The sequence below is a fragment of the Tessaracoccus yangjingae genome (assembly GCF_054483935.1).
The window spans coordinates 539221-563432 of the sequence record NZ_CM137014.1 but is presented as its reverse complement, the minus strand read 5'-3'; the positions used below and the strand labels follow the sequence as shown (position 1 = coordinate 563432).

General features: G+C 69.9%; 22 protein-coding genes. 15 read left to right on the top strand and 7 right to left on the bottom strand.

The window, feature by feature from the left end:
• Nucleotides 1-508: 508 nt before the first annotated feature.
• Both ACX1D3_RS02400 and ACX1D3_RS02395 read right to left on the bottom strand, forming a co-directional pair.
• Nucleotides 509-799 (bottom strand): hypothetical protein, encoded by a 291-nt coding sequence (locus ACX1D3_RS02400; protein ID WP_458995389.1) that lies wholly within the window; start codon nucleotides 797-799, stop codon nucleotides 509-511.
• A gap of 191 nt (nucleotides 800-990) precedes the next feature.
• Nucleotides 991-2037, bottom strand: coding sequence for a LacI family DNA-binding transcriptional regulator (locus tag ACX1D3_RS02395; protein WP_458995388.1), 1047 nt, complete (start codon nucleotides 2035-2037; stop codon nucleotides 991-993).
• Nucleotides 2038-2213: 176 nt separating this feature from the next.
• Between ACX1D3_RS02395 and ACX1D3_RS02390 the strand changes: the two genes are divergently transcribed.
• The 8 genes from ACX1D3_RS02390 (at nucleotide 2214) to ACX1D3_RS02355 (ending at nucleotide 10786) form a co-directional block, all read left to right on the top strand.
• Entirely contained in the window at nucleotides 2214-3266 is a 1053-nt protein-coding gene (locus ACX1D3_RS02390) for a Gfo/Idh/MocA family oxidoreductase (RefSeq protein ID WP_458995387.1), read from the top strand.
• Nucleotides 3263-4036, top strand: coding sequence for a TIM barrel protein (locus tag ACX1D3_RS02385; RefSeq protein ID WP_458995386.1), 774 nt, complete (start codon nucleotides 3263-3265; stop codon nucleotides 4034-4036). Before ACX1D3_RS02390 ends, ACX1D3_RS02385 begins: the two co-directional genes overlap by 4 nt.
• A 66-nt stretch (nucleotides 4037-4102) precedes the next feature.
• Complete coding sequence (locus ACX1D3_RS02380; protein ID WP_458995385.1) at nucleotides 4103-5128, top strand: Gfo/Idh/MocA family protein; 1026 nt, start codon at nucleotides 4103-4105, stop codon at nucleotides 5126-5128.
• 1 nt (nucleotide 5129) lies between these two features.
• Complete coding sequence (locus tag ACX1D3_RS02375) at nucleotides 5130-6095, top strand: sugar phosphate isomerase/epimerase family protein (protein ID WP_458995384.1); 966 nt, start codon at nucleotides 5130-5132, stop codon at nucleotides 6093-6095.
• A 136-nt stretch (nucleotides 6096-6231) separates the two neighbouring features.
• Nucleotides 6232-7800 (top strand): sugar ABC transporter ATP-binding protein, encoded by a 1569-nt coding sequence (locus ACX1D3_RS02370; protein WP_458995383.1) that lies wholly within the window; start codon nucleotides 6232-6234, stop codon nucleotides 7798-7800.
• Between the two features lie 3 nt (nucleotides 7801-7803).
• On the top strand, nucleotides 7804-8823 hold the full coding sequence (locus ACX1D3_RS02365) for an ABC transporter permease (protein WP_458995382.1): 1020 nt from the start codon (nucleotides 7804-7806) through the stop codon (nucleotides 8821-8823).
• Between the two features lie 82 nt (nucleotides 8824-8905).
• On the top strand, nucleotides 8906-9889 hold the full coding sequence (locus tag ACX1D3_RS02360; RefSeq protein WP_458995381.1) for a substrate-binding domain-containing protein: 984 nt from the start codon (nucleotides 8906-8908) through the stop codon (nucleotides 9887-9889).
• 78 nt (nucleotides 9890-9967) lie between these two features.
• A complete protein-coding gene (locus ACX1D3_RS02355; RefSeq protein ID WP_458995380.1) occupies nucleotides 9968-10786 on the top strand; it encodes a GntR family transcriptional regulator in 819 nt (272 codons plus the stop codon).
• A 137-nt stretch (nucleotides 10787-10923) separates the two neighbouring features.
• On the opposite strand, the gene ACX1D3_RS02350 is transcribed toward ACX1D3_RS02355, so the two are convergent.
• The 4 genes from ACX1D3_RS02350 to ACX1D3_RS02335 are packed head-to-tail and all read right to left on the bottom strand — an operon-like array spanning nucleotide 10924 to nucleotide 14688.
• On the bottom strand, nucleotides 10924-11862 hold the full coding sequence (locus ACX1D3_RS02350; RefSeq protein ID WP_458995379.1) for a D-hexose-6-phosphate mutarotase: 939 nt from the start codon (nucleotides 11860-11862) through the stop codon (nucleotides 10924-10926).
• Nucleotides 11863-11901: 39 nt separating this feature from the next.
• Entirely contained in the window at nucleotides 11902-12759 is an 858-nt protein-coding gene (locus tag ACX1D3_RS02345; protein WP_458995378.1) for a sugar phosphate isomerase/epimerase family protein, read from the bottom strand.
• A gap of 22 nt (nucleotides 12760-12781) precedes the next feature.
• Entirely contained in the window at nucleotides 12782-13864 is a 1083-nt protein-coding gene (locus ACX1D3_RS02340) for a Gfo/Idh/MocA family protein (protein WP_458995377.1), read from the bottom strand.
• A complete protein-coding gene (locus ACX1D3_RS02335; protein WP_458995376.1) occupies nucleotides 13861-14688 on the bottom strand; it encodes a sugar phosphate isomerase/epimerase family protein in 828 nt (275 codons plus the stop codon). Before ACX1D3_RS02335 ends, ACX1D3_RS02340 begins: the two co-directional genes overlap by 4 nt.
• 285 nt (nucleotides 14689-14973) lie before the next feature.
• Here ACX1D3_RS02335 and ACX1D3_RS02330 point away from each other — a divergent pair, with 285 nt between their 5' ends.
• A complete protein-coding gene (locus tag ACX1D3_RS02330) occupies nucleotides 14974-16143 on the top strand; it encodes a Gfo/Idh/MocA family protein (RefSeq protein WP_458995375.1) in 1170 nt (389 codons plus the stop codon).
• On the top strand, nucleotides 16140-17339 hold the full coding sequence (locus ACX1D3_RS02325; protein WP_458995374.1) for an MFS transporter: 1200 nt from the start codon (nucleotides 16140-16142) through the stop codon (nucleotides 17337-17339). The genes ACX1D3_RS02330 and ACX1D3_RS02325 overlap by 4 nt, the downstream gene beginning before the upstream one ends.
• Here the strand turns inward: ACX1D3_RS02325 and ACX1D3_RS02320 are convergent.
• Nucleotides 17321-18658, bottom strand: a complete 1338-nt coding sequence (locus ACX1D3_RS02320) for an MFS transporter (RefSeq protein WP_458995373.1) — start codon at nucleotides 18656-18658, stop codon at nucleotides 17321-17323. The genes ACX1D3_RS02325 and ACX1D3_RS02320 overlap by 19 nt on opposite strands.
• A 158-nt stretch (nucleotides 18659-18816) precedes the next feature.
• Between ACX1D3_RS02320 and ACX1D3_RS02315 the strand changes: the two genes are divergently transcribed.
• The 5 genes from ACX1D3_RS02315 (at nucleotide 18817) to ACX1D3_RS02295 (ending at nucleotide 24189) form a co-directional block, all read left to right on the top strand.
• Nucleotides 18817-19059: a DUF6458 family protein gene (locus ACX1D3_RS02315; protein WP_458995372.1), complete on the top strand. Its 243-nt coding sequence runs from the start codon at nucleotides 18817-18819 to the stop codon at nucleotides 19057-19059.
• A gap of 186 nt (nucleotides 19060-19245) precedes the next feature.
• Nucleotides 19246-20532: a citrate synthase gene (locus tag ACX1D3_RS02310; protein WP_458995371.1), complete on the top strand. Its 1287-nt coding sequence runs from the start codon at nucleotides 19246-19248 to the stop codon at nucleotides 20530-20532.
• A gap of 196 nt (nucleotides 20533-20728) precedes the next feature.
• The gene (locus tag ACX1D3_RS02305; protein ID WP_458995370.1) at nucleotides 20729-21754 is read left to right on the top strand and encodes a LacI family DNA-binding transcriptional regulator; all 1026 of its coding nucleotides are present in this window, start codon (nucleotides 20729-20731) and stop codon (nucleotides 21752-21754) included.
• Complete coding sequence (locus ACX1D3_RS02300; protein ID WP_458995369.1) at nucleotides 21751-22776, top strand: LacI family DNA-binding transcriptional regulator; 1026 nt, start codon at nucleotides 21751-21753, stop codon at nucleotides 22774-22776. The genes ACX1D3_RS02305 and ACX1D3_RS02300 overlap by 4 nt, the downstream gene beginning before the upstream one ends.
• A gap of 120 nt (nucleotides 22777-22896) precedes the next feature.
• On the top strand, nucleotides 22897-24189 hold the full coding sequence (locus tag ACX1D3_RS02295) for a glycosyltransferase (protein WP_458995368.1): 1293 nt from the start codon (nucleotides 22897-22899) through the stop codon (nucleotides 24187-24189).
• Nucleotides 24190-24212 lie beyond the last annotated feature (23 nt).

Sequence of the window (24212 nt, the reverse complement as noted above, 5' to 3'; positions counted from 1 at the left end):
GCGGCCCCGGACACTGAGGTACCGCGGAGCGGCCCGCACCGCTGGCTGAGGTGCCGTGCAGCGGCCCGCACCGCTGGCTGAGGTGCCGTGCAGCGGCCCGCACCGCTGGCTGAGGTGCCGTGCAGCGGCCCGCACCGCTGGCTGAGGTGCCGTGCAGCGGCCCACATCGCTGGCTGAGGTGTCGCGCGGCGGCCCACATCGCTGGCTGAGGTGCCGCGTAGCGGCCTCGAAGCCTAAGAAACGCAAGCTGACAAGGAACGTTTCTGTGGCTTCGCGGCTCGTCGCTTCGCCCCTCGCGCCTCAGGCAGCAGATGGGCTGCCCGGCCGAATGACCGGGCAGCCCATTCCGGCGTTCCCGCCTGCCTTGTCGCCTGAGGCGGCCCGACCTTCCCGCTGGTTGAGCCGGGCCGCAAGGAGCGAAGCGACGCGCGCCCGCGTCGAAACCAACGCGGGCTCACCAGCGACTTGGGGGAGGGTCTTCGAACCGGGCGCGAGGGGCTTCGACGCCCTATGCGGTCCACCCCAGTAGAGCCTCGCCGAGCGTAACGCCCCCGAGGAGGAGGCCCAGCGCCACGACGGGCACCAGCAGGACCCACAGCGGGCGCCGACGCATGAGGGCGATAGCCACGCCGAGAAGCACCACCCAGAGCAGCAGGAACCCGACGAGCCAAGGAGCCGGCGTCACAAGGCCTGCCGCGAGGTAGAGGTAGCCGACCGCGACATGAGCCACGAGCCCCACCACCCCTAGCGTGCGCTTCCAGACCGGTATCCCGGCAGGCGCAACAGCCTCTGTGCTCATCCATCCAAAGTACCCCCGGACCCGGCCGGGAGGTAGTGGCCACCGACGGGGCGCGCACCGGTCCGGGCGACCTTGCGCTCCTACTTAGGGATGTGGAGGCCCACCGCGCCGTCGGCGGCGGTTAGGCGGCGGATCTGGTGTCGTAGTCGGCACCACATCCGCCAGTGAGTTGGGGGGGCATTCGCCGCCGCTCAGGCTCGTAAGGGAGGGGCCTGAGTCGTGTCGCGCACAACGAGGTGGGGTTGCACCACGACCTCCCTGGGTGGGTTTCCGTGGAGCTGCTCGATGGCCAGCTCGACTGCCCTGTCGGCCTGGATATGGGTGTCCTGGGAGACGGTGGTGAGTTGGACGTGGGTCCTGCGGGACAGGCGGGAATCGTCATAGCCCATGATCGAGAGGTCCTGGGGGACTCGAAGCCCGGAGTGCACGGCGGATTCGAGCGCACCCGCCGCGCAGCGGTCGTTGAACGCGAGGACGGCGGTGGGTGGGATCGGCCTCGACAGCAGCTCCCGCAGCCCCTGGGCGCCGTCCTCCTCTGTGGGGCCGCCGGGTACCACGTCGACGAACTGGCCCAGGCCGAGGCGCTGCATGGACTTCCGGTAGCTCGCGCGACGGTCCGTGCTTCCGGGGGCGCTTCCGCCGTCGATGTGTGCGATGCGCTCATGGCCCAGCTCGGCCAGGTGGTTGACGGCCAGCCGCATGCCTGCCCGGTCGTCGCCACGGATGACGCCGATGGTCGGCGCCTTGAGCCGGCGGGCGACCGATACCACCGGGACCGTCTGGGCGATTGCCAGGAGGTGCTCGGCGTCCGGCTGGAGGCTGAGCACGATCAGGGCCTCGCAGCGCTCACGGATGAGCGACTCCACCGCGGTGACCTCGTCCCTGGTGGGCGAGACCGCGGAGAGTGCGATGTCGTAGCCGCGATCCGCGGCCGCCAGGTAGATCTGTTCCACGACGTCGCCGTGGAACGGGTGCTGCAGTTCGAAGGCGATGCCGATCAGTTTCGAGGACTTCTGCCGGAGCTTGCGGGCCCGCTCGTCGGGGACGTATCCCATCTCGCGGGCGATTCGCTTGACGCGGGCGCGGGTGGCGTCACTGGCGCCCGGCGCGTCTCGCATGACGATGGAGACCAGGGGCCGCGACACCCCGGCCACCCTCGCCACGTCGCCCATGGTTGGCCGGTGACCGGCGAAGGATCCGGTGGAGTCGTTGGCGGCGCTCAGGTCTGTGTCACTCACGACGCCCCGATCTCCCTTCCGGCGGACTGAGCAGCGTCGGTGCTGCTGGGACAGTCTATCGGCACCCGGTTTCGGGATGCCCGAAACATGTTCTGACAAAACGCTTGACTCGGCCCGACTGTTGTGTCAATCTAGCACGTGTAAGTAGCACGTGCGAGTCAAAGGAGATTGCACCCATGAACGCTGTAGACAAGACGCCAGGAGAAGCCGTGTGGCCCGTGAGGGTGGCACTTATCGGGGCCGGGCGCATCGGCGCCAGCCACGCCGAACTCCTCGCCCACCGGGTGCCCGGTGTCGAGCTCGCCGCCATCTACGACCCGGTCCCGGGGGCCGCCGACCGGCTGGCCACTGCGTTGCGGGTTCCCGTCGCCACCAGCGACATCGATGACATCTGGAACGACTCAGGCATCCACGCTGTCGTCATCGCCGCGCCGGCGCGTTCGCACACGGACCTCGTCGTCGCCGCTGCACGGGCGGGCAAGCACGTCTTCGTGGAGAAGCCGATGGCCGTGACGCTCGAGGACGCGGACCGGGCGATCGACGCCGCCGAGCAGGCCGGGGTCGTTCTCCAGGTGGGCTTCAACCGCCGCTTCGCCCCCGGCTTCGCCGCCGCTCGGGCCGCCGTGGACGCCGGCAGGATCGGCACACCGCAGCTGCTGCGCTCCCTCACCCGCGATCCGGGCCCCTTCGCGGGAGAGCCGAAGCGGATCCCCCAGTGGACGATCTTCTTCGAGACCCTGATCCACGACTTCGACACCCTCTGCTGGCTCAACCCCGGCGCCACGCCGGTGCGGGTCACCGCCCTGGCCGATGCGCTGGTCCGGCCGGATGCCAAGGAACTCGGCCACCTGGACACCGCCGTTGTCACCATCGAGTTCGACAACGGTGCGATCGCTGTGGCCGAGGCCAACTTCTCCGCGCTCTACGGCTACGACGTGCGGGGCGAAGTGTTCGGCTCCGCCGGCATGTGCACGGCCGGAGACGTCCGCACCACCAACATGACCACCTACACCGCCGAGGGGATCTCCGTCGACACCTCGAGGCTCGACTCCGACCTGCTGCGTGAGGCGTACCTCGGCGAGTTCGAGGCGTTCGCCGAGGCAGCGCGCAGCGGCGGGCCTTCGCCCGTGCCGGGGGCCGCGGCGCGCCTGGCGCTGTCCATCGCGCTGGCCTCCATCAAGAGCGTGGAAGAGAAGCGCGCCGTGCTCGTCGAGGAGGTCGAGCGATGAGCTACCGCCTCGCCGCCAGCGCCGAGATGATCTACCTCGATCTGCCGTTCCTCGAGCGCGTCAGGCGAATCCACGAGCGCGGTCTGCTCGTCGAGATCTGGGACTGGTCGAACAAGGACATCGACGCCCTCGCCGGAAGCGGAGCCAGCATCGTCTCGATGACGGGCTATCTGACCGGAACCCTGACCGACGACGACGGCATCGAGCACTTCCTCTCAACCGCCGAGCGGTCCATCGAGGTGGCCAAGCGCCTGGGCTGCCCCAGCCTCAACGTGCACGGCACCGGCCTCGGCGAGGGCGGTCTCCCGGTCAAGCCGGTCCAGGTGGTCACTCCCACCATGTGGCTCCGTGCAGCGGACACGCTGCGCAGGCTCGCGGATCTCGGTGCGCGCCACGACAAGGTGTTCACCCTCGAGAACCTCAACCTTCCCGTCGACCATCCCGGCACCCCCTTCGCCCTCGCCGCAGATACCCGCGCCCTCGTCGCCGCGGTCGACTCCCCGCACCTCCGGATGAACCTCGACCTCTATCACGCCCAGATCGGCGAGGGTAACCTCGTCGAGCTCGTGCGGGAGTGCCAGCCGTGGATCGGCGAGATCCAGGTGGCCGACGTGCCAGGACGTTGTGAGCCGGGGACCGGCGAGATCCGTTACGAGGCCGTCGCGTCGGCCCTCAAGGACATCCGGTACGGGGGCGTCGTCGCCATGGAGGCGTTCGCCCGGAGCGACTCCGACGACGCACTCGACGCATTCCAGGCCGCATTCGCATGAGCGCCTCCGACGTGCCCATGCCATTCAGCGCAGCTGCGCGCGCCACTCACCAGAAGGAGACATGACATGACCGACCTGCTCAGAGTGGGTGTGATCGGAACCGGCGTCATGGGCCAGGACCACGCTCGGAACCTCGCCCGAGGCGTCCGGGGCGCGCTGCTGGTGGCCCTTGCGGATGTCGACGAGCCGGCCACCCGGGCGCTGGCCGACGAACTCGGCGTCCCGCACGTGTTCACCGACGGACACGCGCTGATCGAATCCCGAGAGGTGGACGCCGTCATCGTCGCCACCCCGGACCGCTTCCATGCGGGCTACGTGCTGGCGTGCATGGAGGCGGGGCTGCCTGTGCTCTGCGAGAAGCCGCTGGCGCCGACCCTCGACGAGGCGCGTCAGGTGGTGCAGCGCAGCCGCGGACTCGACAACCCGCTGGTCACGGTCGGCTTCATGCGCCGATTCGATCCCGGCTACCGGGCGATGCGCCAACTGCTCGACGACGGCGCTTACGGTGACGTCCTCATGACGCACTCGGTGCACCGCAATGTCGAGGCCTATCCCGGGGACGGCAGCACCGCGACCGTGACCAACTCGGCAGTACACGAGATCGACGTGCTGCCATGGGTGTGCCGCAGCCCCATCGTCGAGGTGCAGTGGGCGGCGGGAAAGCCCACATCGCTGCTGAGCACGCGGCACGACCCTCAGCTCATCCTGATGCGCGACGCCAACGACGTGCTGCACACGGTGGAGCTGATGGTCCACGCGCAGTACGGCTACGACGTCCGCTGCGAACTCGTGTGCGAACGCGGCTCGATCGAGCTGCCTGGGGTCCCGGCCCTCGTGGAGCAGACGCCCCTGGTGGTCAACTCCGCCCTCGCGCGGACCTCGGCCTACCCCGCGGATTGGCGCCCCCGCTTCGCCGCGGCCTACAGGGGGGAGCTGTCCGCCTGGGTCGACGCCACGCTCGACGGGCGGATCCCCGACGACGCCTCGACGATGGAGGAGGCGCTCCAGACCACCCTCGTGGCGGACGCGCTGGTCACCTCGATGCAGAGCGGCGGCTGGGTCCGCGTGGGCTCTGTGGACAAGGGGGAGTGACATGTTGATCGGACTTGTGACGGACTCGTTGTCGTCGTTGTCGTTCGACGAGATGCTGGACACTGCTGCGCAGCTGGGCATCGAGCAGGTGGAGTTCGCCACCGGCGGCTGGTCGGAGGCGCCGCACATCGACATCGACCTCCTGCTCTCCGACGCGGCCGAACGGGACCGCTTCGTCGGCGCCGTCAAGGACCGCGGACTCACCATCTCGGCGCTCAACGCCAACGGCAACCAGCTGCATCCCGTGATCGGGTCCCAGGTCGACGGCGTGGTCCGCAAGACCGTTGAACTCGCCGGCCTGCTCGGGGTCGACACCGTGGTGCTCATGTCTGGGCTGCCCGGTGGCGGGCCGCAGGATCTCCACCCCAACTGGGTGACGACCTCCTGGCCGCCGGAGACCCAGACGATCCTCGACTACCAGTGGAACCAGGTCGCCATTCCGTACTGGCGTGACCTGGCCGAGCACGGTCGGCGCGCGGGCATCAGGTTCGCCGTCGAGATGCACGGCGCGCAGCTGGTGTACAACGCCGCGACCCTCCTTCGGCTCAGGGAGGCGGTCGGCGACATCGTCGGCGCGAACCTCGACCCGTCGCATCCGATGTGGATGGGCGCAGACCCGCGGTCAGTGGCACGCGCCCTCACCGGGGCGATCCACAACATGCACGCCAAGGACGCGCGATTCCAGCCCCACGCCGTGGAGGTCAACGGTGTCCTCGGCACCCAGCCGCCGGAGCGGGCGGCCGAGCGGCCGTGGAACTTCGTGACCCTCGGGCTCGGCTACCCCGGCGGTGCGCAGTTCTGGGGCCAGTTCCTGTGCGACCTCCGGGCCGCGGGCTACGACGGCGCTCTGTCCATCGAGCATGAGGACGTGCAGATGGACGCCGTCGAGGGTCTGGCGCAGACCGTGGCCCTGCTGAAGGGCGTGATGCTCGTCAAGCCGCCGAGTTGGCGTCCCGCCGCCATCTGACCGCCCCGCAGGGGCTCCACAGCCGGGCAAGGACGCCACGGCACAGCAGAACAGGCCGCTCCACCGTCCCAGGCGGTGGAGCCGCCGAACCACGGCCCGCAGCATTCCGCGGGGCATCCAAACAGCAAGGAGGCTGATGATGACGAACCTGATGACAGAGGTGAGGGCGGTGCCGCCCACCGGGGCGGGCGAGATCCTGCTCGAGGCGCGGGGAGTCGGCAAGGTGTTTCCCGGTGTGCGCGCCCTGCACAACGTCGATTTCACCCTGCGCGGCGGGGAGGTCCACGCCCTCGTCGGCGAGAACGGCGCCGGCAAGTCGACGCTCATGAAGATCTTCGCGGGCCTGTATCAGCCGGACTCCGGCGAGATCCGGCTGCGCGGGGAGAAGGTGGTCCTGCCCACGCCGTTGTCCGCGCACCATTCGGGCATCAGCGTCATCCATCAGGAGTTCTTCCTGATGAACCACCTCACCGTGGCGCAGAACATCTTCATCGGCCGCGAGCCGAAGCTGCCCGGCGGGATGATCAACGACGACCGTGCCCTGAACCGTCGGGCCACGGAACTACTGGAGCGGCTGGGCGTCGCCATCGACCCGAAGGTTCCGGTCGGGCTGCTCACCGTGGCCCAGCAGCAGATGGTGGAGATCGCGAAGGCGCTGTCCTTCAACTCCTCCATCCTGATCATGGACGAGCCCACCGCGGCCCTCACCGACGCCGAAGTGGAGACCCTCTTCCGCATCATCGACAACTTCGTCACCCCGTCGACGGCGGTCGTCTACATCTCCCACCGGATGGAGGAGATCCGCCGGCTCGCCACGCAGGTCACGGTGCTCCGCGACGGTGAACTCGTCGGCACCAGGCCGGCGGCGGAACTCTCCATCCACGAGATCATCCAGCTGATGGTGGGCCGCACGATCACCACGGACATCCGCCCCGGCCCGCGCACGCGCACCGCCCCCATCCTGGAGGTGGAGCACCTGTCCACGGCCGAGCTGCTCAAGGACGTCAGCTTCACCCTCGAGAAGGGCGAGATCCTCGGCTTCGCGGGGCTGATGGGTGCCGGCCGGACCGAGACGGCCCGCGCGCTCATCGGCGCCGACCGCAAGACGGCTGGAACGGTGAAGATCGACGGTCGGGTGGCCCGGATCGGCCACCCCGGCGACGCAGTGCGTCTCGGCATCGGCTACCTCTCGGAGGACCGCAAGCGGTACGGGCTGATCCTCCAGCAGAGCGTCGCGGCCAACACCGTCCTGGCCTCGATCGGAAAGTTCACCCGGTTCGGCCTGCTGCAGGACGGAGCCATGCGCAAGGCCGGGGAGAAGTGGGCCGCCGCCCTGTCGACCAAGACCCCCACCGTCCGCCAACTGGTGCGCAACCTCTCCGGCGGCAACCAACAGAAGGTGGTCCTCGCCAAGTGGCTGCTCCGGGACTGCGACGTCCTCATCTTCGACGAGCCCACCCGGGGGATCGACGTGGGCGCCAAGCAGGAGATCTATGAGCTGCTCGACCGGCTCACCAAGCAGGAGGGCAAGTCGATCATCATGATCTCCTCCGAAATGGAGGAGGTCCTGCGCATGTCAGACCGCGTCGTCGTCATGTGCGACGGACGCATCACCGGCGTCCTCACCAACGCCGAGGCCACCCAGGAGAAGATCATGGAGCTGGCCACGCGATTCAACCCGACCCAACACCAGATTGAGGCGTGAGCCATGAGCATCGACACCACCGTCCCCACCGCGACCGCCACCCCGCCGGCAAAGAAGTGGTCGGTCCCAGACAGATACAAGGTCTTCATCCAGCAGGGCATGGTGTTGCTCGTCGTGGTGGGGCTGGGCGTGTTCTTCACGATCATGCAGCCCAACTTCGCCACGTGGCAGAACATCTCCTCCCTGCTCCTCGCCTCCGTAGTCACCGGCGTCCAGGCGATCGGCCTGTGCTTCGTCATCGCCACCGGCGGCATCGACCTCACCCCGGGCCTGGGCATGGCGGCAACGTCCGTCATCACGGCTCTCCTCATCGCTGAGAGCGGTCTGCAGCTACCCATGTGGGTGGGCATCCTCGGTGGCCTCGCTGCCGGCGCCCTTCTGGGGCTCATCAACGGCTCGCTGGTGGCCTACCTGAAGATGCAGCCCATGATCGCCACGCTGGCCATGATGATGGTCTGCGCCGGCGCGGCCCTCGTCCTGGCGGACGGCAAGACCGTCTCGCTGCGTTCCGTGGAGGGATACGACCAGATCGCCATGGGCCAGACCATCCCCGGCATCCCCAACGGTGTCGCGATCCTGATCCTCCTGGCAATCGCCGCGGGCGTCGTCATGAACAAGACGGTCGTGGGCAGGTATGCGCTGTCCATCGGCTCCAACAAGGAGGCCACGCGCATCTCGGGCGTCAACACGAAGCGCTTTGAGGTGCTGGCCTACGTGATCTGTGGCGTCTTCACCGGCATCTCCGGCGTGCTGATGTCGTCGCGGCTCTCCGCGGCCCAGCCCACTCTGGGACAGGGCTACGAGATGTACGCGATCGCGGCGGCCGTCATCGGCGGCACCTCGCTGCGTGGTGGCCGCGCCTCGATCTTCGGCGCTGTGATCGGCGCCGTCACCATCCAGACCATCTTCAACGGGCTCACCGTCATGGGCGTCCCGGACCAGTGGCAGAAGGTGGTCCTCGGCGTCGTCGTCCTCATCGCCGTGATCGTCGACATCATGCGCCGCGGCGGCAAGGAAGAGTGACCCGCCCCCCGATTCCCGGTCGGACACCCGTTCCGACCCGATAACCCCGGTCCCCCCGGACTCAACCAGAAGGAGAACTTCAATGAAGAAGCTGTTCGCGTACTGCGCGGCTACCGCACTCATGGCGACCGCCATGTCCGGATGCGCCGCCTCAACCACATCCACTGAAACCGCCGGCGCGGCCGGCACCGACGACGCCCAGATCCGCATCTCCATCGTCGGCAAGGGCATCTCGGACTTCGGGACACTCATCAAGAACGGGGCACTGGCCGCAGGCGAGGAGTTCGGCGCCGAGGTGACGTGGAACGCCCCGGACACCGAGAGCGAGGGCGACCGGCAGCTCAACATGCTTCAGACCGCCGTCAACGACCAGGTCGACGGCATCGGATTCGCCCCCCAGGACGGTGCGCAGGATGGCGCACCGGCCATCCTCGACCAGGCCGAGGAGGCCGGCATCCCCATCGCCGTCTACGACACGCCCCTGGCCTCGTCCGATCTGCCGATCGTGACCATCGCCTCGGACAACACCGCGATCGGGGCCCTGGCAGCGGAGGAGACCGCGGCACTCATCGGCAACAAGGGCACGGTGGCGCTCATCGTCAACGGCGTCGTGGGCACCGCGGCCCTCCGGCGCGACGGCTTCGTCGAGTGGATGGAGGCCAACGCCCCCGACATCGAGATCGTCGACATCCAGAACGGCGAGGCCGATCCGGCCAAGGCGCGCGACAAGGCGCAGGGCATCCTCCAGGCGAATCCCGACCTCGACGCCCTCATCGGCACCGGTGAATACCCCACCATTGCGATCGCCGATCAGGTGGCCGCCATGGGCATGGACACCAAGGTGGTGGGCGTGGACTCGAATCCCGACGTCCTCACCCTCATCGCCGAAGGGAAGATCGACGGCGTGGTGACGCAGAACCCGTACAACATGGGCTACCAGACGGTGAAGTCGCTCATCGAGGCCATCAACGGGACCGAGCCGTCGTCTGACCAGATCGTGTCGCCGTCGGCATGGGTCACCGCGGAGAACATGGACGACCCGGAGATCAAGCAGATCACCGGCTGAGCACAATCCATCCCCGCGTGAGGCCCGGTCGGAAGCAGTTCCGGCTGGGCCTCACGCCCTTCGAGAGGGCCATCCATCGTGAGTGTCGCGTCGACATCCTCCCACCAGGTGCTTCGCATCCAGCCGGTCGAGGTTCCGGTCTCACTGGACCGCGACAGCCACATCCCCCTCTATCAGCAGCTCTACGACCAGCTGGCTGCCGCCATCGTCGACGGCACGCTGAGGCCCGGGGAACGGGTCGAAGCCGAGCTGTCCATGGCCGAACGCCTCGGCCTGTCCCGGCTCACCGTGCGCCGTACCCTCGCCGAGCTGGTCAACCACGGTCTGCTCATCAGGGGTCGTGGGCTGGGCACCGTCGTCGCGCGTCGTCAGAAGGAGCGCCCGGGCGGCCTGACCAGCCTCCACAGCGACCTCGCGGCCGCTGGGCACACGCCCACCACCACGCTGCTGAGATTGTCCTACCCGGTCACGGACTCCGACGTCGCCCGGCGCCTGGGGGTGGGGAGCCGGACTCCGCTGCTCTACCTGGAGCGGCTCCGGCTGGCCGACGGCGTTCCGCTCGCCATACTGCGCAACTGGCTGCCGCCGTCGAGCTCGTCGATGAGGTTCGCGGACCTCGAGAACCAGGGCCTGTACGCGTCACTGCGACAGCACGGGGTCGACCCGCTGGTGGCCACCCAGAGGATCGGGGGCCGGCACCCTACTCCCGCTGAGCGTGACCTGCTGAATATCGGCGCACTGGACCCGGTGCTGACGCTGACGCGGACGAGCGTCGACAGGGTCGGGCGCGGCGTCGAGTGCGGCGAACATACCTTCCGTGCCGACCGCCATGGGTTCGACCTGACGGTCTGGGCCGAGCACGCTGACGGAGGCGGCCCTGGCGTTCGCCCTCTCTGAGGCATTGGAGCCAAGTTCGGCGGGGTCGTTCTCGCCTACCACGGGGCGTCGGCATGGGTTGGGTGCGGATCTGGTGTCGTAGTAGGCACCACATCCGCCGGTTTGCCCGGCGGTGGCGTTCGTCGTCGTGCGGAACCTCAGGCCGGCGGGGCGACGCTCAGGGTGGCGGCCATGGTGTGCGAGGCTCCCGGGGCGATGGTCACGCGAGCGTCGGCGACGTTGCAGGTCTCGACGCAGAGCATCCCGGTCCACTCGTCGTCGCCGAAGTCCGGCATCGCGGCGGCCTTCGCCGGGCCGGGGTTCCACACGACGGCGTTGGCGGAGTCCTGCGCCCGGACCGTGATCGAGCGGGCGCCGGCGGGGTCGTCGACCCGGATCACGCCCGGTTGGGCGAGGAGGCGGTCGGTCTCGCCGCGGAGCGTCAGCGCGTCACCCGCCGGGGGGAGCTGCTCGCCGGTGAGGCGGTCGAGCGAGGAGACGCCCTCCAAGCCCCGGATAGATGCGCGCCTGACGTCGCCGACGGCGAGGTAGGTGTGGAACGACTCCTCGACGACGAGCGGCGCCGGACCCCGGTTGGCCACCTCGAGCGCGAGGCCGAGCTCGGCGCCCACGTTCACCGTGTAGCGGAGCAGGGCGGGCGCCTTGATGTCGGCGGCGGGGACGGTCGCCGTGTCGAGCGTGAACGCCAGCTGCACCACGCCGTCGTGCTCCTCGGCCGACTCCAGCTCCCACACCGCGGTGCGGGCGAACCCGTGGAGCGGCGCGGTGCCGTCGGTCGGGTGCGGCCCGAACCAGGGATAGCAGACCGGCACGCCGCCGCGGATCGGCGCGCCGGGCGCGAAGGCGCTGCGCCCGCTGACCCAGAGCACGTCGTCCTGCCCGGCCGGCACCCAGGAGGTGACGTGCGCGCCCTGGAGGTAGACCACCGCGGACGCGGCCGACGTGGTGACGACCACCCGGGCCAGCCCCCCCGGCCCATCCTCGAGGCGCACCGACCCCGGCAGGGTGGGCGTCGCCGCCCCGCCGGGGTGGTTGTCCTGCCGGGGCAGGTCGACGGTCTGGGCGGTGGGGTTCATGGTGTCCTCAGGTGGGGTTGGTGAAGGTCGGCGGGAGGCTCAGAGCAGGTGGCCGTAGCCGAGCTGGACGAGGTTGGCCCGCGACATCGCGAGCGACTCGAACGGGTCGCGGCCATAGGTCTCGTCCTGCTCGACGAGCAGGTGCTCGGCGCCGCTGGCCAGGGCCTGTTCGATGATCGGCTCCCACTCGAGGTTGCCTTCGCCCACCTCGGCGAACTGCACCACGCCGTAGAACCCCGACATGAAGCCGGCGAAGTCGCCGGCGGCGATGGCGTCGCGGGCGGAGTCCGGGAGCAGGCCGATCCGGTAGTCCTTGAGGTGGACCAGCCGCACGCGTCCGGCGTACTTGGCCAGCACGGAGACCGGGTTGAGGCCGCCACGCTGGACCCAGTGGACGTCCACCTCCAGGCCGACGCTGGGCGCCAGGTCGGCGATCACGTCGAGCATGTAGCGGCCGTCCAGGCGGGCGAACTCGACGTGGTGGTTGTGGTAATACAGCGCGAGGCCGTCGTCGGCCAGCCGCTTGGCGTACTCCTCCATCTTCTGGGCGAAGTCGACGATGCTGTCGCGGTGGCCCATCGCGTCGATCGGCAGCATGCCGACGCGCAGCAGGCCGGTGCCCAGGGTGCGGCAGTCCGCGACGATCTTGTCGTAGGTGGTGCTGAGCGAGTCGCCGCCGCCGGGAGGCGGGGTGAGGCCGGCGGACAGCGCCACCACCTGGACGCCCAGCTCGTCGTGCGCGCGCTTCATCTCGGAGACGTTCTCGGGCGTCATCGCCACCTGGGACATCTCGATGTCGCGGTAGCCGACCTCGGCCATCCGACGAAGGGTCTCGAAGGTGCCGTGCTCGACGAAGGAGTTCTTGATGGTGCTTGCCTGCACACCGATGCGTGCCATGGGGGTTCCTTTCAGGGGGTGGTCACAGCCGGACGACGCTGCCGGTGCGGGCGGATTCGTAGATGGCGAGCACGAGCTCGAGGCTCTGCCGCCCGCCCACGCCGTCGACCAGAGGGTCGCGGCCCTCGGCGACTGCGTCGACGAAGTCGAGCAGTTGTAGACGGTGGGCCTCGCCCCAGACGTCGGCTGGATCGGCGGGCAGGTCGGACGCCTCGTCCACCGCCCGGGTCGCGGCGCGGGTGCCGCCGCTGGCCACCTGCTGGGCGTGGGCCGTGGTGGTCTCGCCGCCGAGGGCGGTGCCGTCCTGCAGCGCCAGGGAGGCGAGGCGGTCGCCGTTGATCACGGCGCCACCGCCGGTTCCGTGGAGGGAGAGGGAGGCGGGGAAGCCGGGGTAGGCGCTGGTGGAGGCCATGACGGTGGCGATCGCGCCGTTGGCGAACGTCACCGTCGCGCACACCACGTCCTCCACCTCGATGCGTTCGTGGGTGGCGGTGCGGGCCTGCGCGTACACCGACTCGACGGGGCCGCACATCCAACGCAGCAGGTCGACGGTGTGGACGCCCTGGTTGATGAGGGCGCCGCCGCCGTCGAGGGCCCAGGTGCCGCGCCACTCGCCGGAGTCGTAGTACTCCTGCGTGCGGAACCACGGGACCCGGCACTCGGCCAGCACCAGGGCGCCGAGCCTGCCGTCGCTGACGGCCTCGTGCACCACCTGGGCGGCGCGGTCGAACCGGTGCTGCGACACGACGGCGAGCGTCCGCCCCGAGGAGCGTTGCGCGGCGATCAGCCGGTCGGCCGCCTCGAGGGTGACCTCCATCGGCTTCTCGATGATCACGTGCTTGCCGGCGAGCAGCGCCGGGACGCCGACCTCGGCGTGGCGGCCGCTGGGCACGCAGACGCTCACCGCGTCGATCCTCGGGTCCGCCAGGACGTCGTCGTAGCTCATGGCCGTCAGGCCGAACTCGGCGGCCAGCGCCTCGGCCCGCTCGGGGACGATGTCGCTGCACGCCACCAGCTCCACGCGCCCGGCGAGCTGCTGCAGCGCCCGCACGTGCGTGGGGGCGATGGACCCGCAGCCCACGACGGCGAACCGGAGGGCGCTCATCGGTACTCGATGCCTTCGCCGTCGAGGATCGCGGCGAACGCGCGGGTGGCGCGGGTGAAGTTCTCCGGACCGGAGAAGCCGCCGAGGTGGTGCGCGGAGGAGAGGTGCGGCTCCATCGAGAAGAACCCGTCGAACCCGTCGGCCGCCAGCGCGCGGATGGTGTCGGGCACGCGCCCGTCTCCGGCCCCGGCCACCACCACCTCGCCGGACCCGAGCTTGGCGTCCTTGATCTGGATGTAGTCGGTGTAGGGGCGCAGCAGCTCGTAGGCCTCGGGGAAGGGGACCACGCCCACCTGCACGTAGTTCGCCGCGTCCCACGCGAGCCGGAGCGCGGGGGAGTTCACCGCGGTGACCAGGTCGAACACCCGCTCGGGGACGTCGCCGAAGATGCCCTTCTCGTTCTCGTGCAGCATCACGACGCCGCCGGCCTCGGCGCGCTGCGCGAGGGCCGCCATCCGGCGGACCACCTCGTCGCGGTGGTCCTCGGGGCGCTGGTCGGGGTTGAGGAAGAAGGAGAACACGCGGATGAACGGCGCCTTCAGCTGCTGCGCCACCCACACCGCCCGGTCCATGCGAGCCAGGTGGGCGTCGAAGTCGTCGGTGATGTTGACCTTGCCGATCGGTGACCCGATGGACGAGGCCTGGATGCCGTGGGCCCAGAGGATGTCGCGGGCGCGGGCCACCTGGTCGTCGTCGAGGTCGAGCACGTTGACGCCCCAGGCGCTGCGGAACTCGATGTAGCGGATGCCCAGCTGATCCAGCAGGGCGCATTGGGTCTCGAGGTCGTCGTCGATCTCATCGGCGAATCCGGACAGGGTCCACATGGGTGAGCTCCGATCAAAGTCTGTGGTGCACCACTGCACCAGCGTGGCGCCGTCCCTGTCGTCGGGTCCCGCCGTTCGGGTTGGCGCTGTCCCTTGACGCTACGCAGGCCGCTCTGGCGCGCAAAGGAGTTGCCACATGTTGCCGCCCCCCACCTGTCTCGAAGGCAACAGGGGGCAACACAGTGCGAGCAGGGCGGTTCGCTGCTCTACTCGTAGCTCCGGGTCATCCGGGCAGCCCACCGACGAAGGCGGGCGCGGACGCTCACGACGCTCAAGGAGACACACATGACGAACCAGGTGAGGCTCGGGATCATCGGGCTGGGACAGCAGGGCGGGATGTACGCCTCCCTCATCAACGACGGACGCGTGCCGCACATGACCATCGGCGCGATCTGCGACATCGACCCGGCCAAGCGCGAGCTGGCCCGCGCCACCTACCCCGGCGTGCCGGTCTACGAGGACCTCGACGCGGTGCTGGCCAGCGGCGACGTGGACGCCGTCGTCACCACCACCCCCCACTACCTCCACCCGGAGATGGGGATCGCCGCGCTGAAGGCCGGCCTCCACGTGCTGGTGGACAAGCCCGCAGGCGTCTACACCAAGCAGGCCCAGGAGCTCGTCGACTACGCCGCCTCCAAGCCGGAGCTCACCTTCGCGATCATGTTCAACCAGCGGATGAACCCGCTGTACCGCGCCCTCAAGGAGATCGTCGACGGCGGGCAGATCGGCAACATCCGCCGTTCCACCTGGACCATCACCACCTGGTGGCGGCCCCAGGGCTACTACGACTCCAGCGCCTGGCGCGCCACCTGGGGCGGCGAGGGCGGCGGGGTGCTCGTCAACCAGGCCCCCCACCAGCTCGACCTGTGGCAGTGGATCTGCGGCGTGCCGAAGGCCGTGTTCTCCAAGCTCGGCTACGGCGTCAACCGCGACATCGCCGTCGAGAACGAGGTCAACGCGATGGTGGACTACGGCGACGGCGTGACCGGCTCGTTCGTCACCTGCACCTACGACATCGCCGGCACCGACCGGCTCGAGATCCTCGGCGACGCCGGCAAGATCGTGGTGGAGGACAGCAAGCGGGCCATCGTCACCCGGCTGCGCAAGCCCGAGCAGGAGCTGAGCGCCGGCATGGACATGAACGACGTGATGCGCCTGTTCACCGGCCAGGTGGACCTCAACACGCTCTACTCGCAGGAGACGCTGGAGTTCGAGTCCGCGTTCGGCAGCCAGCACGCCGACGTGCTGGAGAACTTCGCCCTCAACATCGTCGACGGCACGCCCCTGGTCGCGCCCGGCGCCGACGGCATGCACGGCGTCCGGCTGGCCAACGCCATCCACCTGTCCGCATGGAAGGGCGAGGAGGTGCCGTTGGCGTTCGACGGCGACGAGTACCTCGCGCTGCTCAACGACCGCATCCGCGAGGAGGGCAAGTTCCCCGAGCGCACCGCGTGACGATCTGGACCCGCACGTTCGTCCTGGCGACGGTGGTCAACTTCCTGGTGTCTCTGGTGTTCTTCATGCTGATGGTCACTATGGCCACCTACGCGGCGGAATCCTTCGCGGCGTCGGACGCCACCGCCGGGCTGGCGGCCAGCATCTTCATCATCGGGGCCTTCGTCGTGCGGCCCTTCGCCGGCCGGTTCCTCGACGCGGTGGGGAGGCGGCGGATGCTCCTTGTGGGCCTCGGCGTGTTCACCGTCGCCTCGTTCCTGTACGTGCCGGCGGACAACCTGGGCCTGCTGCTGGCCGTGCGGATGCTGCACGGCGCCGGCATGGGGGCCTCGCACACGGCAATCTCCGCGTCGATCATGACGGTGCTGCCGCCGGCGCGCCGGTCCGAGGGCATGGGCTACTTCACGCTCAGCGGGACGGTGGCCACCGCCATCGGGCCGGTGATCTCCCTGACTGTGCTGCGGCTCGGGTCCATCACGTGGCTGTTCGGGTTGGGCGCCGTGCTGTCGACGGCGGCCCTGCTGCTGGCGCTGGGTCTCAGGTTCCCCGGGCCGGTGCGCCACGTCGAGGTGGCCGGTCACGCGGGCGACCGCGCGCACGGCCGGATGGGCGGCTTCATGGAGCGCTCGGTGCTGCCGATCGCGTCGATGATGCTGCTGCTGGGAATCGCGTTCACCGGCGTGCTCACCTACGTGTCCACCCACGCCGCCGCCCTGGACCTGACGGCGGCGCTGAGCGGCTTCTTCCTCGTCTACTCCGGGGTCATCGCGGTGTCGCGGCTGTTCGTGGGGCGGCTGCACGATGTCCGGGGCGACAACGTGATCGTCTACCCGGCGCTGGTGTCCATGGCCGCGGGGATGGTGGTCCTGGCCCTGGCCTCGTCCGGGATCGCGCTCCTGGTGGCCGGCGGGCTGCTCGGCCTGGGCATGGGCACGCTCCAGTCCTCGGCGCACGTGATCGCAGTGTCGGTCGCGCCGCTGCACCGGGTGGGGCTCGCCACGTCGACGCTGTTCATCATGATGGACCTGGGCGTGGGCCTGGGTCCGCTGGCGCTGGGGCCAGTGATCGCGCAGTGGGGGCTGCCGACGATGTATCTGGGCTTGTCGGCGTTGGTCGTGGCGGCGGGCGTCGTCTACCACCTTGGCCACGGTCGCGGCCCGCGGGTGAGCCGCCCCGCTCAGACGGTTGAGGCCTGACGGGGCTGCTTGACGAACAGGGCCACGATGAAGCCGGCCAGCAGCACCAGCACGACCCCGAGGATGCCCCAGTGCTGGCTCGACGTCTCCGCGTCGCCCGTCACCGCGACACCAACCGCGATCATCAGGCCGAACATCAGCGGCGCCAGGAAGCTGACGGCGCGCCCCGTGGTGGCGTAGAGGCCGAACATCTCCCCGCTCATGCCCTCCGGGATGAGCCGTGCCAGGAAGGAACGGCTGGCCGACTGGGCCGGGCCCACGAACAGGGTCATGCCCAGGCCGAAGATCCAGAAGACGGTCTTGCCGCCGTCGTGGAAGTAGAAGATCCCCAGCCCGAGAGCAACCAGCATGCCGAGGGAGAACAGGATGACCCGCTTCGGGCCGAGGCGGTCGTCGAGCAGGCCGAACAGCATCGTCGCCAGGCCGGCCACCACGTTGGCCACCACGCCGAAGATCACCACCTCACCGAAGGTGAAACCGAACGTGCCGGCGGCCAGCACGCCGCCGAACGTGAACACCCCGGCCAGGCCGTCGCGGAAGAGGGCGGAGGCCACGAGGAAGAACAGCGTGTTGGGGTTCTCCCTCCCGACGCGCCCGATGGAGCGGAACAGCTCGCGGTAGGAGCCGACGATCCCCAGCGACGGCGGCACGTGCTCGGGCCTGCGGTCCTTGAGCGCGATGAAGATGGGGATGGTGAACAGCAGCGTCCAGGCGCCGCAGATCAGCATGGAGAGGCGCACGTCGTCGGGCGTGAAGTCCGAGCCGAGCACCCCGATGATCACCAGCAGGATCGTGATGCCCCCGAGGTAGCCGAGCCCCCAGCCCAGGCCGCTCACCCGGCCCACGTCCGACGGGGTGCTGACCTGGTCGAGCGCCGAGTAGTAGTTGACGTTGGCGATCTCCGAGACCACGTTGCCCGCGCCCAGCAGCACCGCGCCCAGCAGGAAGTACTCGGGCGCCGGGGCGACGAAGTACATCGCGGCGCAGATCGCGGCGAGCAGCCACGTCTGCCAGCGCAGGTGGAACATCCGCTTGCCCGTTCGGTCCGCGCCCTGCCCGAGCACCGGGGCCAGCAGCGCGATGAGCAGGCCCGCGGTCCCCGTTGCCCACGCCAGCTTGATGGTGACCTCGTCCTTGTCGCCGAACGCCGAGCTGGTGAGGTAGACGGAGAACACGAACGTGGTGATCACCGTCGCGAAGGGCTGCGTGCCCCAGTCCCAGAACGCCCAGGCCACCACCTTCTTCCGCGGCGCCTTGGTGGAGGACAGCGCGCCGGGGAGCGGGGCGTCGTCGACGGCGGGGGGCTGCTCGATCGTCACGCGAGCAATGTATGCCGAACGGGGTCGACGGTGAGCGTCATCCCGGGAAACGTGGGCTCGCAGGGCCGGGCCTCGGCGGGCGATGTTTGACATGCGTCCTGAGTGGGTAAGAGGGCAACGAACACCTGACACCACCACCTGACACCAAGGAGCCACTCATGCGTATCGGTTCATCCGTCTTCCTCATCGCCCTCGGCGCCATCCTCACGTTCGCCGTGGAGGCCGACGTGCCCTACATCAGCCTGGACCTCGTGGGATACATCCTCATGATCGCCGGCGTCATCGGCCTGGTCTGGGCGCTGCTCGCGTCCAACCGCAGCCGCACCACCGAGACCCGCGTGGTCAACGACCCCGCCACCGGCGAGACGGTCCGACGCTCGGAGTCCTCGGAAGGCATCTGACTTCTCATCCCCCCGCAGTTCCGCACCCGGCCCACGCCGGGTGCGGAACTGTTTTGTGGGGTGTCCACAAGCCGCCTGGACGCTTTTTAGGAGGTTCTCTCCAGCGTTGTATGGTGGGGGCGCAGGCCAGTGAGTAGGCATCAGCGGCGCCCATGGCGGTCGCCGGGACCAAAAGAAAGGCAACGCATGACCGACAGCGGATTCCTCAGGCACGGGGATCTCGAACTTGAACTGCCGATCGTGGAGGCCACGCAGGGCAACAACGGTTTCGACATCAGCAAGGTCCTGGCGCAGACCGGCGTCACCACCCTGGACCCCGGCTTCGTGAACACCGCGTCGTGCACGTCGTCGATCACCTTCATCGACGGCGACGAGGGCGTGCTCCAGTACCGCGGCTACCCCATCGAGCAGCTCGCCGAGAAGGCCACATTCATCGAGGTGTCCTACCTCCTCATCTACGGGCACCTCCCCTCGCAGGAGGAGCTCGACGAGTTCCGCCTCAAGATCTCGCGCCGCATGATGCTCGACGAGCGCATGCGCGAGCTCTACCGCTGCTTCCCGCGCGGCGCCCACCCCATGCAGGTGCTGGCCGCGGGCATCATGGCGCTGGGCTCCTTCCACCGCGACACCCTCTCGGTGCACGACACGAACCAGGTGGAGGAGGCCTCCCTGAGGCTGCTGGGCTCCATGCCCACCTTGGCGGCCTACGCGTACAAGAGCTCCGTCGGTGAGCCGTTCCTCTACCCGCAGACCGGGCTCGGCTACGTCGAGAACTACCTGCGCCTGTCGTTCGGCACCCCGCAGGAGGAGTACCACATCGACCCGGACATCGTCCGAGCGTTCGAGACCCTGTTCATCCTGCACGCCGATCACGAGCAGAACGCCTCCACCTCGACGGTGCGGCTCGTCGGCTCGGCGGATGCCAACATCTACGCCTCGGTCAGCTCCGGCGTCAACGCGCTGTCCGGCCCCCTGCACGGCGGCGCCAACCAGGCGGTGCTGGAGATGCTCTCGCGCATCCAGGACGAGGGCCTGGACATCAAGGAGTTCGTCAAGCAGGTCAAGGACAAGAAGTCCGGCGTCAAGCTGATGGGCTTCGGGCACCGCGTCTACAAGAACTACGACCCGCGGGCCAAGATCATCAAGGGCCACGCCGACGCGCTGCTGCGCATCTCCGGCCGCAACAACCAGCTGCTGGACATGGCACTGGAGCTCGAGGCCGCCGCTCTGAGCGACGACTACTTCATCGAGCGGAAGCTCTACCCCAACGTGGACTTCTACACCGGCCTCATCTACGAGGCCATGGGCTTCCCGGCCGCGCACTTCACGGCGCTGTTCGCCCTCGGCCGGCTCCCCGGCTGGATCGCGCAGTGGCGCGAGCAGCACGCGGATCCCAACCGCAAGATCGGGCGCCCGCGCCAGATCTACATCGGCGAGACCAAGCGAGACTACGTGCCGATCAGCGAGCGCTGACCCCACGAGCACACCGGGCCCATCCCTGACGGGGTGGGCCCGTTTGCTGCCCCGGCGTGAGTTGCCCATCCCCTGGGGTCGGCTTCCCGGCATGGCTGCACGGTCACATCCCTGCGTGGGCGCCGGACGTGCCCAATCCAGGGGGGCCACCTGGCCGGTGGGCCCGGCCGGGGCGCCCGGGACTATCCTGTGCGCCATGGCGACGACGATGCGTGACGTGGCGGCACTCGCCGGCGTATCGATCAAGACCGTGTCCCGCGTCGTCAACGGTGAGCCCCACACCCGGCCCGAGATCGTGCGCCGCGTCACCGCCGCCGTCGCCGAGCTGGGCTGGACGCCCAACCCCAGCGCCCGCAACCTCCGCACCGGCCGCACGGGCACTGTCGCGATCGCCGTCGAGGGGCTGCGCCGGCCGTACCTCGCCTCGCTTGTCGAGGTGCTCGTCGACGAGGTGGCCAGGCGGGGCCTCGACGCCGCCGTCGAGCCCACCGGCGGCGACCCCGCCCGCCTCCGCGCCGTGCTGTCCGCCGTCGGCCGCACGCACGACGGCGTGGTGGTCGTCGGCGACGTGCCCGCGGGGGTGGGCGAGGGCGCCGGGCAGCCACCGCCGGTGGTGGTGCTCCAGGGCACCCGCTCCGACGTGCCGCTGGACCGGGTCGACGAGGACGTGGCGGTGGCCGCGGCACTGGTGTCGCGGCATCTGGTGGTGATGGGGCGGTCGCGGCCGGTGGTCCTGGGCGCCGACCGCGGGCAGGGCCTCGAGCGCGGCGCGGCCGCCCCTCGACCCTCCCAGGCGTTGCGGGCGGCGTTGGCCGCCGTCGACATCGACGTCGAGCACCTGCCGTTCGTGTCCTGCGACCCGGCCCTCGACCGCGCGGCAGGGGTGGTCGCGGGCCGCGAGGCGCTGTCGCGGTTCCCCGATGCCGACGCCTACCTCTGCGCCAACGACGAAGTGGCGCTCGGCGCGCTGGTGGCGCTGGCGTCGGAGGGCGTCGAGTGCCCCGGGCGCGTCGCCGTGCTGGGCAGTGGCAACCTCGTCGACGGGCGGTTCTCGTCGCCGTCGCTCACCACGGTGGACCCCCACCCCAGGGCGATGGCCAGGGCCGCCCTCGACCTCCTGGTGGACCGGATCGAGGGTCGCGGGCAGGGCGCGCCGAGGGCCGTCACCATCCCGGTGGACCTGATCCGGCGCGAGTCGACGATGGGGAGGGCGAGGCCATGACCCCCCGACCCACGCTGCAGGACGTCGGTCAGGTGGCCGGGGTCTCGGCCAAGACCGTCTCGAACGTGCTCCTCGGTCGCCCCAACGTGTCCGAGGCGACGCGCGCGCGGGTCTGGACCGCGGTGCGGGCCACCGGGTACGTCGCCAACGCGGCCGGGCGCGGGCTGGCGTCGGGCCGCACCGGCCGGATCGCCCTGGTGGTGCCCAACCTGCACCAGCCGTACTTCGCCGAGATGGCGGAGCGGCTGATGGCGGAACTCACCCCGCACGGCCTCACCTCCACGCTGATCATCGCCCGCACGGGCCAGGACGAGCGGCGCGTCGTCGTCGGCGAGGCCGCCCCGGGCGTCGACGGCGTCATCATCCTGCCCCACGAGCTGAGCTGGGAGATGGCCCCGGGTGTCACCCCGCCCCGGCCCGTGGTGCAGCTCGGGGGCGCGCGGACCACCGGGATCGACTGGGTGGCGATGGGGGAGCGGGTGGGCATGGGCCTGGTCACGGCCCACCTCCTCGCGCGCGGGCACCGTCGTTTCGTGGTGCTGTGGAACGGGGAGATCTCGGCCGACGACCCGGGGGAGCGCTTCGGCGGCATCCTCGACGCCCTGGCGGCCGCAGGCCTCGGCCGCGACGACGTGACGATCATCACCGGCTCGGACTGGGACCGCCGCGAGTCCGGATACGAGGCCATGGCCGGCCTGCTGCGGGCCGGGCAGGCGTTCGACGCCGTCATCGGAGTCAACGACGCCCTGGCTGTGGGCGCCATGCGGGCGCTGCGCGACGCGGGGCTGCGGGTGCCCGAGGATGTCGCGGTGACGGGCTTCGACGACACCGAGGAGGGCGCGTTCATGCTCCCGGCGCTCACGTCGGTGTCGCCCGAGGCCGCCGCAATGGCGGGCCACGCCGTGCGCCTGCTGGTGGAACGGCTCGACGGCTACCAGGGCCCGCCGCGGGAGGTGTACACCGGCGCGCAGCTGGTGGCCCGCGCCTCGACCGGCCGTCGTCCCGCGGAACCTGGCAGCTGAGCGCCACCCCGACCCTGCACCGCGTGCGAGTGGGTACGAACGTCAGGAGTGTCGCGGCCCACGTCTGGAGGGCCCGCCCACGCGTATCATCCGCTGTAGATCCACAGGAGGGGTGTCGCGATGATCCTGTTCCTTCCCAACGCACTCTTCCTGTCCGAGGTCTCCCGCGCCGTCGAGATCGCACGGGCCCTGCAGGCGCGTGGCATCCCCGTGGCGTTCGGCACCCGCGGCGGCAGCTATGCCCACCTGATCGAGGCCGCGAGCTTCCCCGTCACGCGGCTCGAGCCGTCCCTCACGCCGCAGATGGAGCGGTCCTTCCTTGCGGCCATCCTGGCGATGGGGCCGCGCACAGGTCGTGACTTCTACACAGACGAGGAGTTGCGCACTGCGGTCGACTCCGAGGTCGCCCTCATCGAGAGCGTCGCCCCGGCCCTCGTCGTCACGGGATTCACCCTCTCCGCGTACCTCTCCACGAGGGTCGCGGTGGTGCCCCTGGCGACCGATCACGGCGGCTCGTTCGTCCCCCCTGTCCTGTCGCGCATGCTCTGCCCCGCCCCGGTCAACCCACCCGACCCCGGAATCGCACGGCTGCCGCACCGCGTGCAGCGGTGGCTGGCGAACCGGGCTCCCGCCCTCATCCGCCGGCCCGTCGCGCAGCTGAACCGGCACGCCGCCGAGCGGGGCGTCGACCCCCTGCCGAGCATGATGGGGCTGATGTGCGGCGACCTGACACTCGTCACCGATCTTCCCGAAGTGCTGGGGCTCACCGAGCGGGACCTGGAGCGCTGGGAGCCGACGTGGCCCTTCCGGCTCCGGCAAGGCACCACCTTCCGATTCACCGGCCCCCTGTTCGCGCACCTGGATCTGCCGGTACCGGCCGCCGTCGATGAGTTCCTCGACGGCGGCGACCCGGTCGTCTACGTGGCCCCCACCTCTGTGGGCGAGGACCTCCTGCGCTCGATCGTCACCCGGACGCGCGAGTCGGGCCACCGGGTGCTCGTCGCCGGCACGGTCCACGACCTGAGCGACCTCAACGACGACCGCACCGTCGTCGCGGGCATCCTGCCCAACCACACGATCATGCCCCGGGTCTCGGCGGCCGTGATCATGGGTGGACAGGGCAGCGTCCAGACCGCCATCGCCTCAGGCACGCCGTTCGTCGGCCTCCCGTATCACGGCGAGCAGGAGCTCAACGTCGCGGTGGCCGAGCGGCTGGGCATGGCGGTGAGGATGTCACCCGCCAGGGCGTCCACCCCCGCGCTCACCCAGGCCGTCGCCCTCCTGGTCGGCGAACCGCGCTACGCCGAGGCGGCTCGTGTCGCGGCGGGACTGTACGCGGGCGTCGACGGGGCCGAGCGCGCAGCGGATGCGATCCTTGAGCGGCTGGCCTCCGCCGACCGCCGTCGCCCGTGACCTGAGCCGAGCCGCCGGGAGGG

Bases quoted from the DNA above. Each gene is read 5' to 3' on its own strand.
- ACX1D3_RS02400 (WP_458995389.1), bottom strand. From the start codon at position 799: ATGAGCACAGAGGCTGTTGCGCCTGCCGGGATACCGGTCTGGAAGCGC.
- ACX1D3_RS02390 (WP_458995387.1), top strand. From the start codon at position 2,214: ATGAACGCTGTAGACAAGACGCCAGGAGAAGCCGTGTGGCCCGTGAGG.
- ACX1D3_RS02385 (WP_458995386.1), top strand. From the start codon at position 3,263: ATGAGCTACCGCCTCGCCGCCAGCGCCGAGATGATCTACCTCGATCTG.
- ACX1D3_RS02380 (WP_458995385.1), top strand. From the start codon at position 4,103: ATGACCGACCTGCTCAGAGTGGGTGTGATCGGAACCGGCGTCATGGGC.
- ACX1D3_RS02375 (WP_458995384.1), top strand. From the start codon at position 5,130: ATGTTGATCGGACTTGTGACGGACTCGTTGTCGTCGTTGTCGTTCGAC.
- ACX1D3_RS02370 (WP_458995383.1), top strand. From the start codon at position 6,232: ATGATGACGAACCTGATGACAGAGGTGAGGGCGGTGCCGCCCACCGGG.
- ACX1D3_RS02365 (WP_458995382.1), top strand. From the start codon at position 7,804: ATGAGCATCGACACCACCGTCCCCACCGCGACCGCCACCCCGCCGGCA.
- ACX1D3_RS02360 (WP_458995381.1), top strand. From the start codon at position 8,906: ATGAAGAAGCTGTTCGCGTACTGCGCGGCTACCGCACTCATGGCGACC.
- ACX1D3_RS02350 (WP_458995379.1), bottom strand. From the start codon at position 11,862: ATGAACCCCACCGCCCAGACCGTCGACCTGCCCCGGCAGGACAACCAC.
- ACX1D3_RS02345 (WP_458995378.1), bottom strand. From the start codon at position 12,759: ATGGCACGCATCGGTGTGCAGGCAAGCACCATCAAGAACTCCTTCGTC.
- ACX1D3_RS02340 (WP_458995377.1), bottom strand. From the start codon at position 13,864: ATGAGCGCCCTCCGGTTCGCCGTCGTGGGCTGCGGGTCCATCGCCCCC.
- ACX1D3_RS02335 (WP_458995376.1), bottom strand. From the start codon at position 14,688: ATGTGGACCCTGTCCGGATTCGCCGATGAGATCGACGACGACCTCGAG.
- ACX1D3_RS02330 (WP_458995375.1), top strand. From the start codon at position 14,974: ATGACGAACCAGGTGAGGCTCGGGATCATCGGGCTGGGACAGCAGGGC.
- ACX1D3_RS02315 (WP_458995372.1), top strand. From the start codon at position 18,817: ATGCGTATCGGTTCATCCGTCTTCCTCATCGCCCTCGGCGCCATCCTC.
- ACX1D3_RS02310 (WP_458995371.1), top strand. From the start codon at position 19,246: ATGACCGACAGCGGATTCCTCAGGCACGGGGATCTCGAACTTGAACTG.
- ACX1D3_RS02305 (WP_458995370.1), top strand. From the start codon at position 20,729: ATGGCGACGACGATGCGTGACGTGGCGGCACTCGCCGGCGTATCGATC.
- ACX1D3_RS02300 (WP_458995369.1), top strand. From the start codon at position 21,751: ATGACCCCCCGACCCACGCTGCAGGACGTCGGTCAGGTGGCCGGGGTC.
- ACX1D3_RS02295 (WP_458995368.1), top strand. From the start codon at position 22,897: ATGATCCTGTTCCTTCCCAACGCACTCTTCCTGTCCGAGGTCTCCCGC.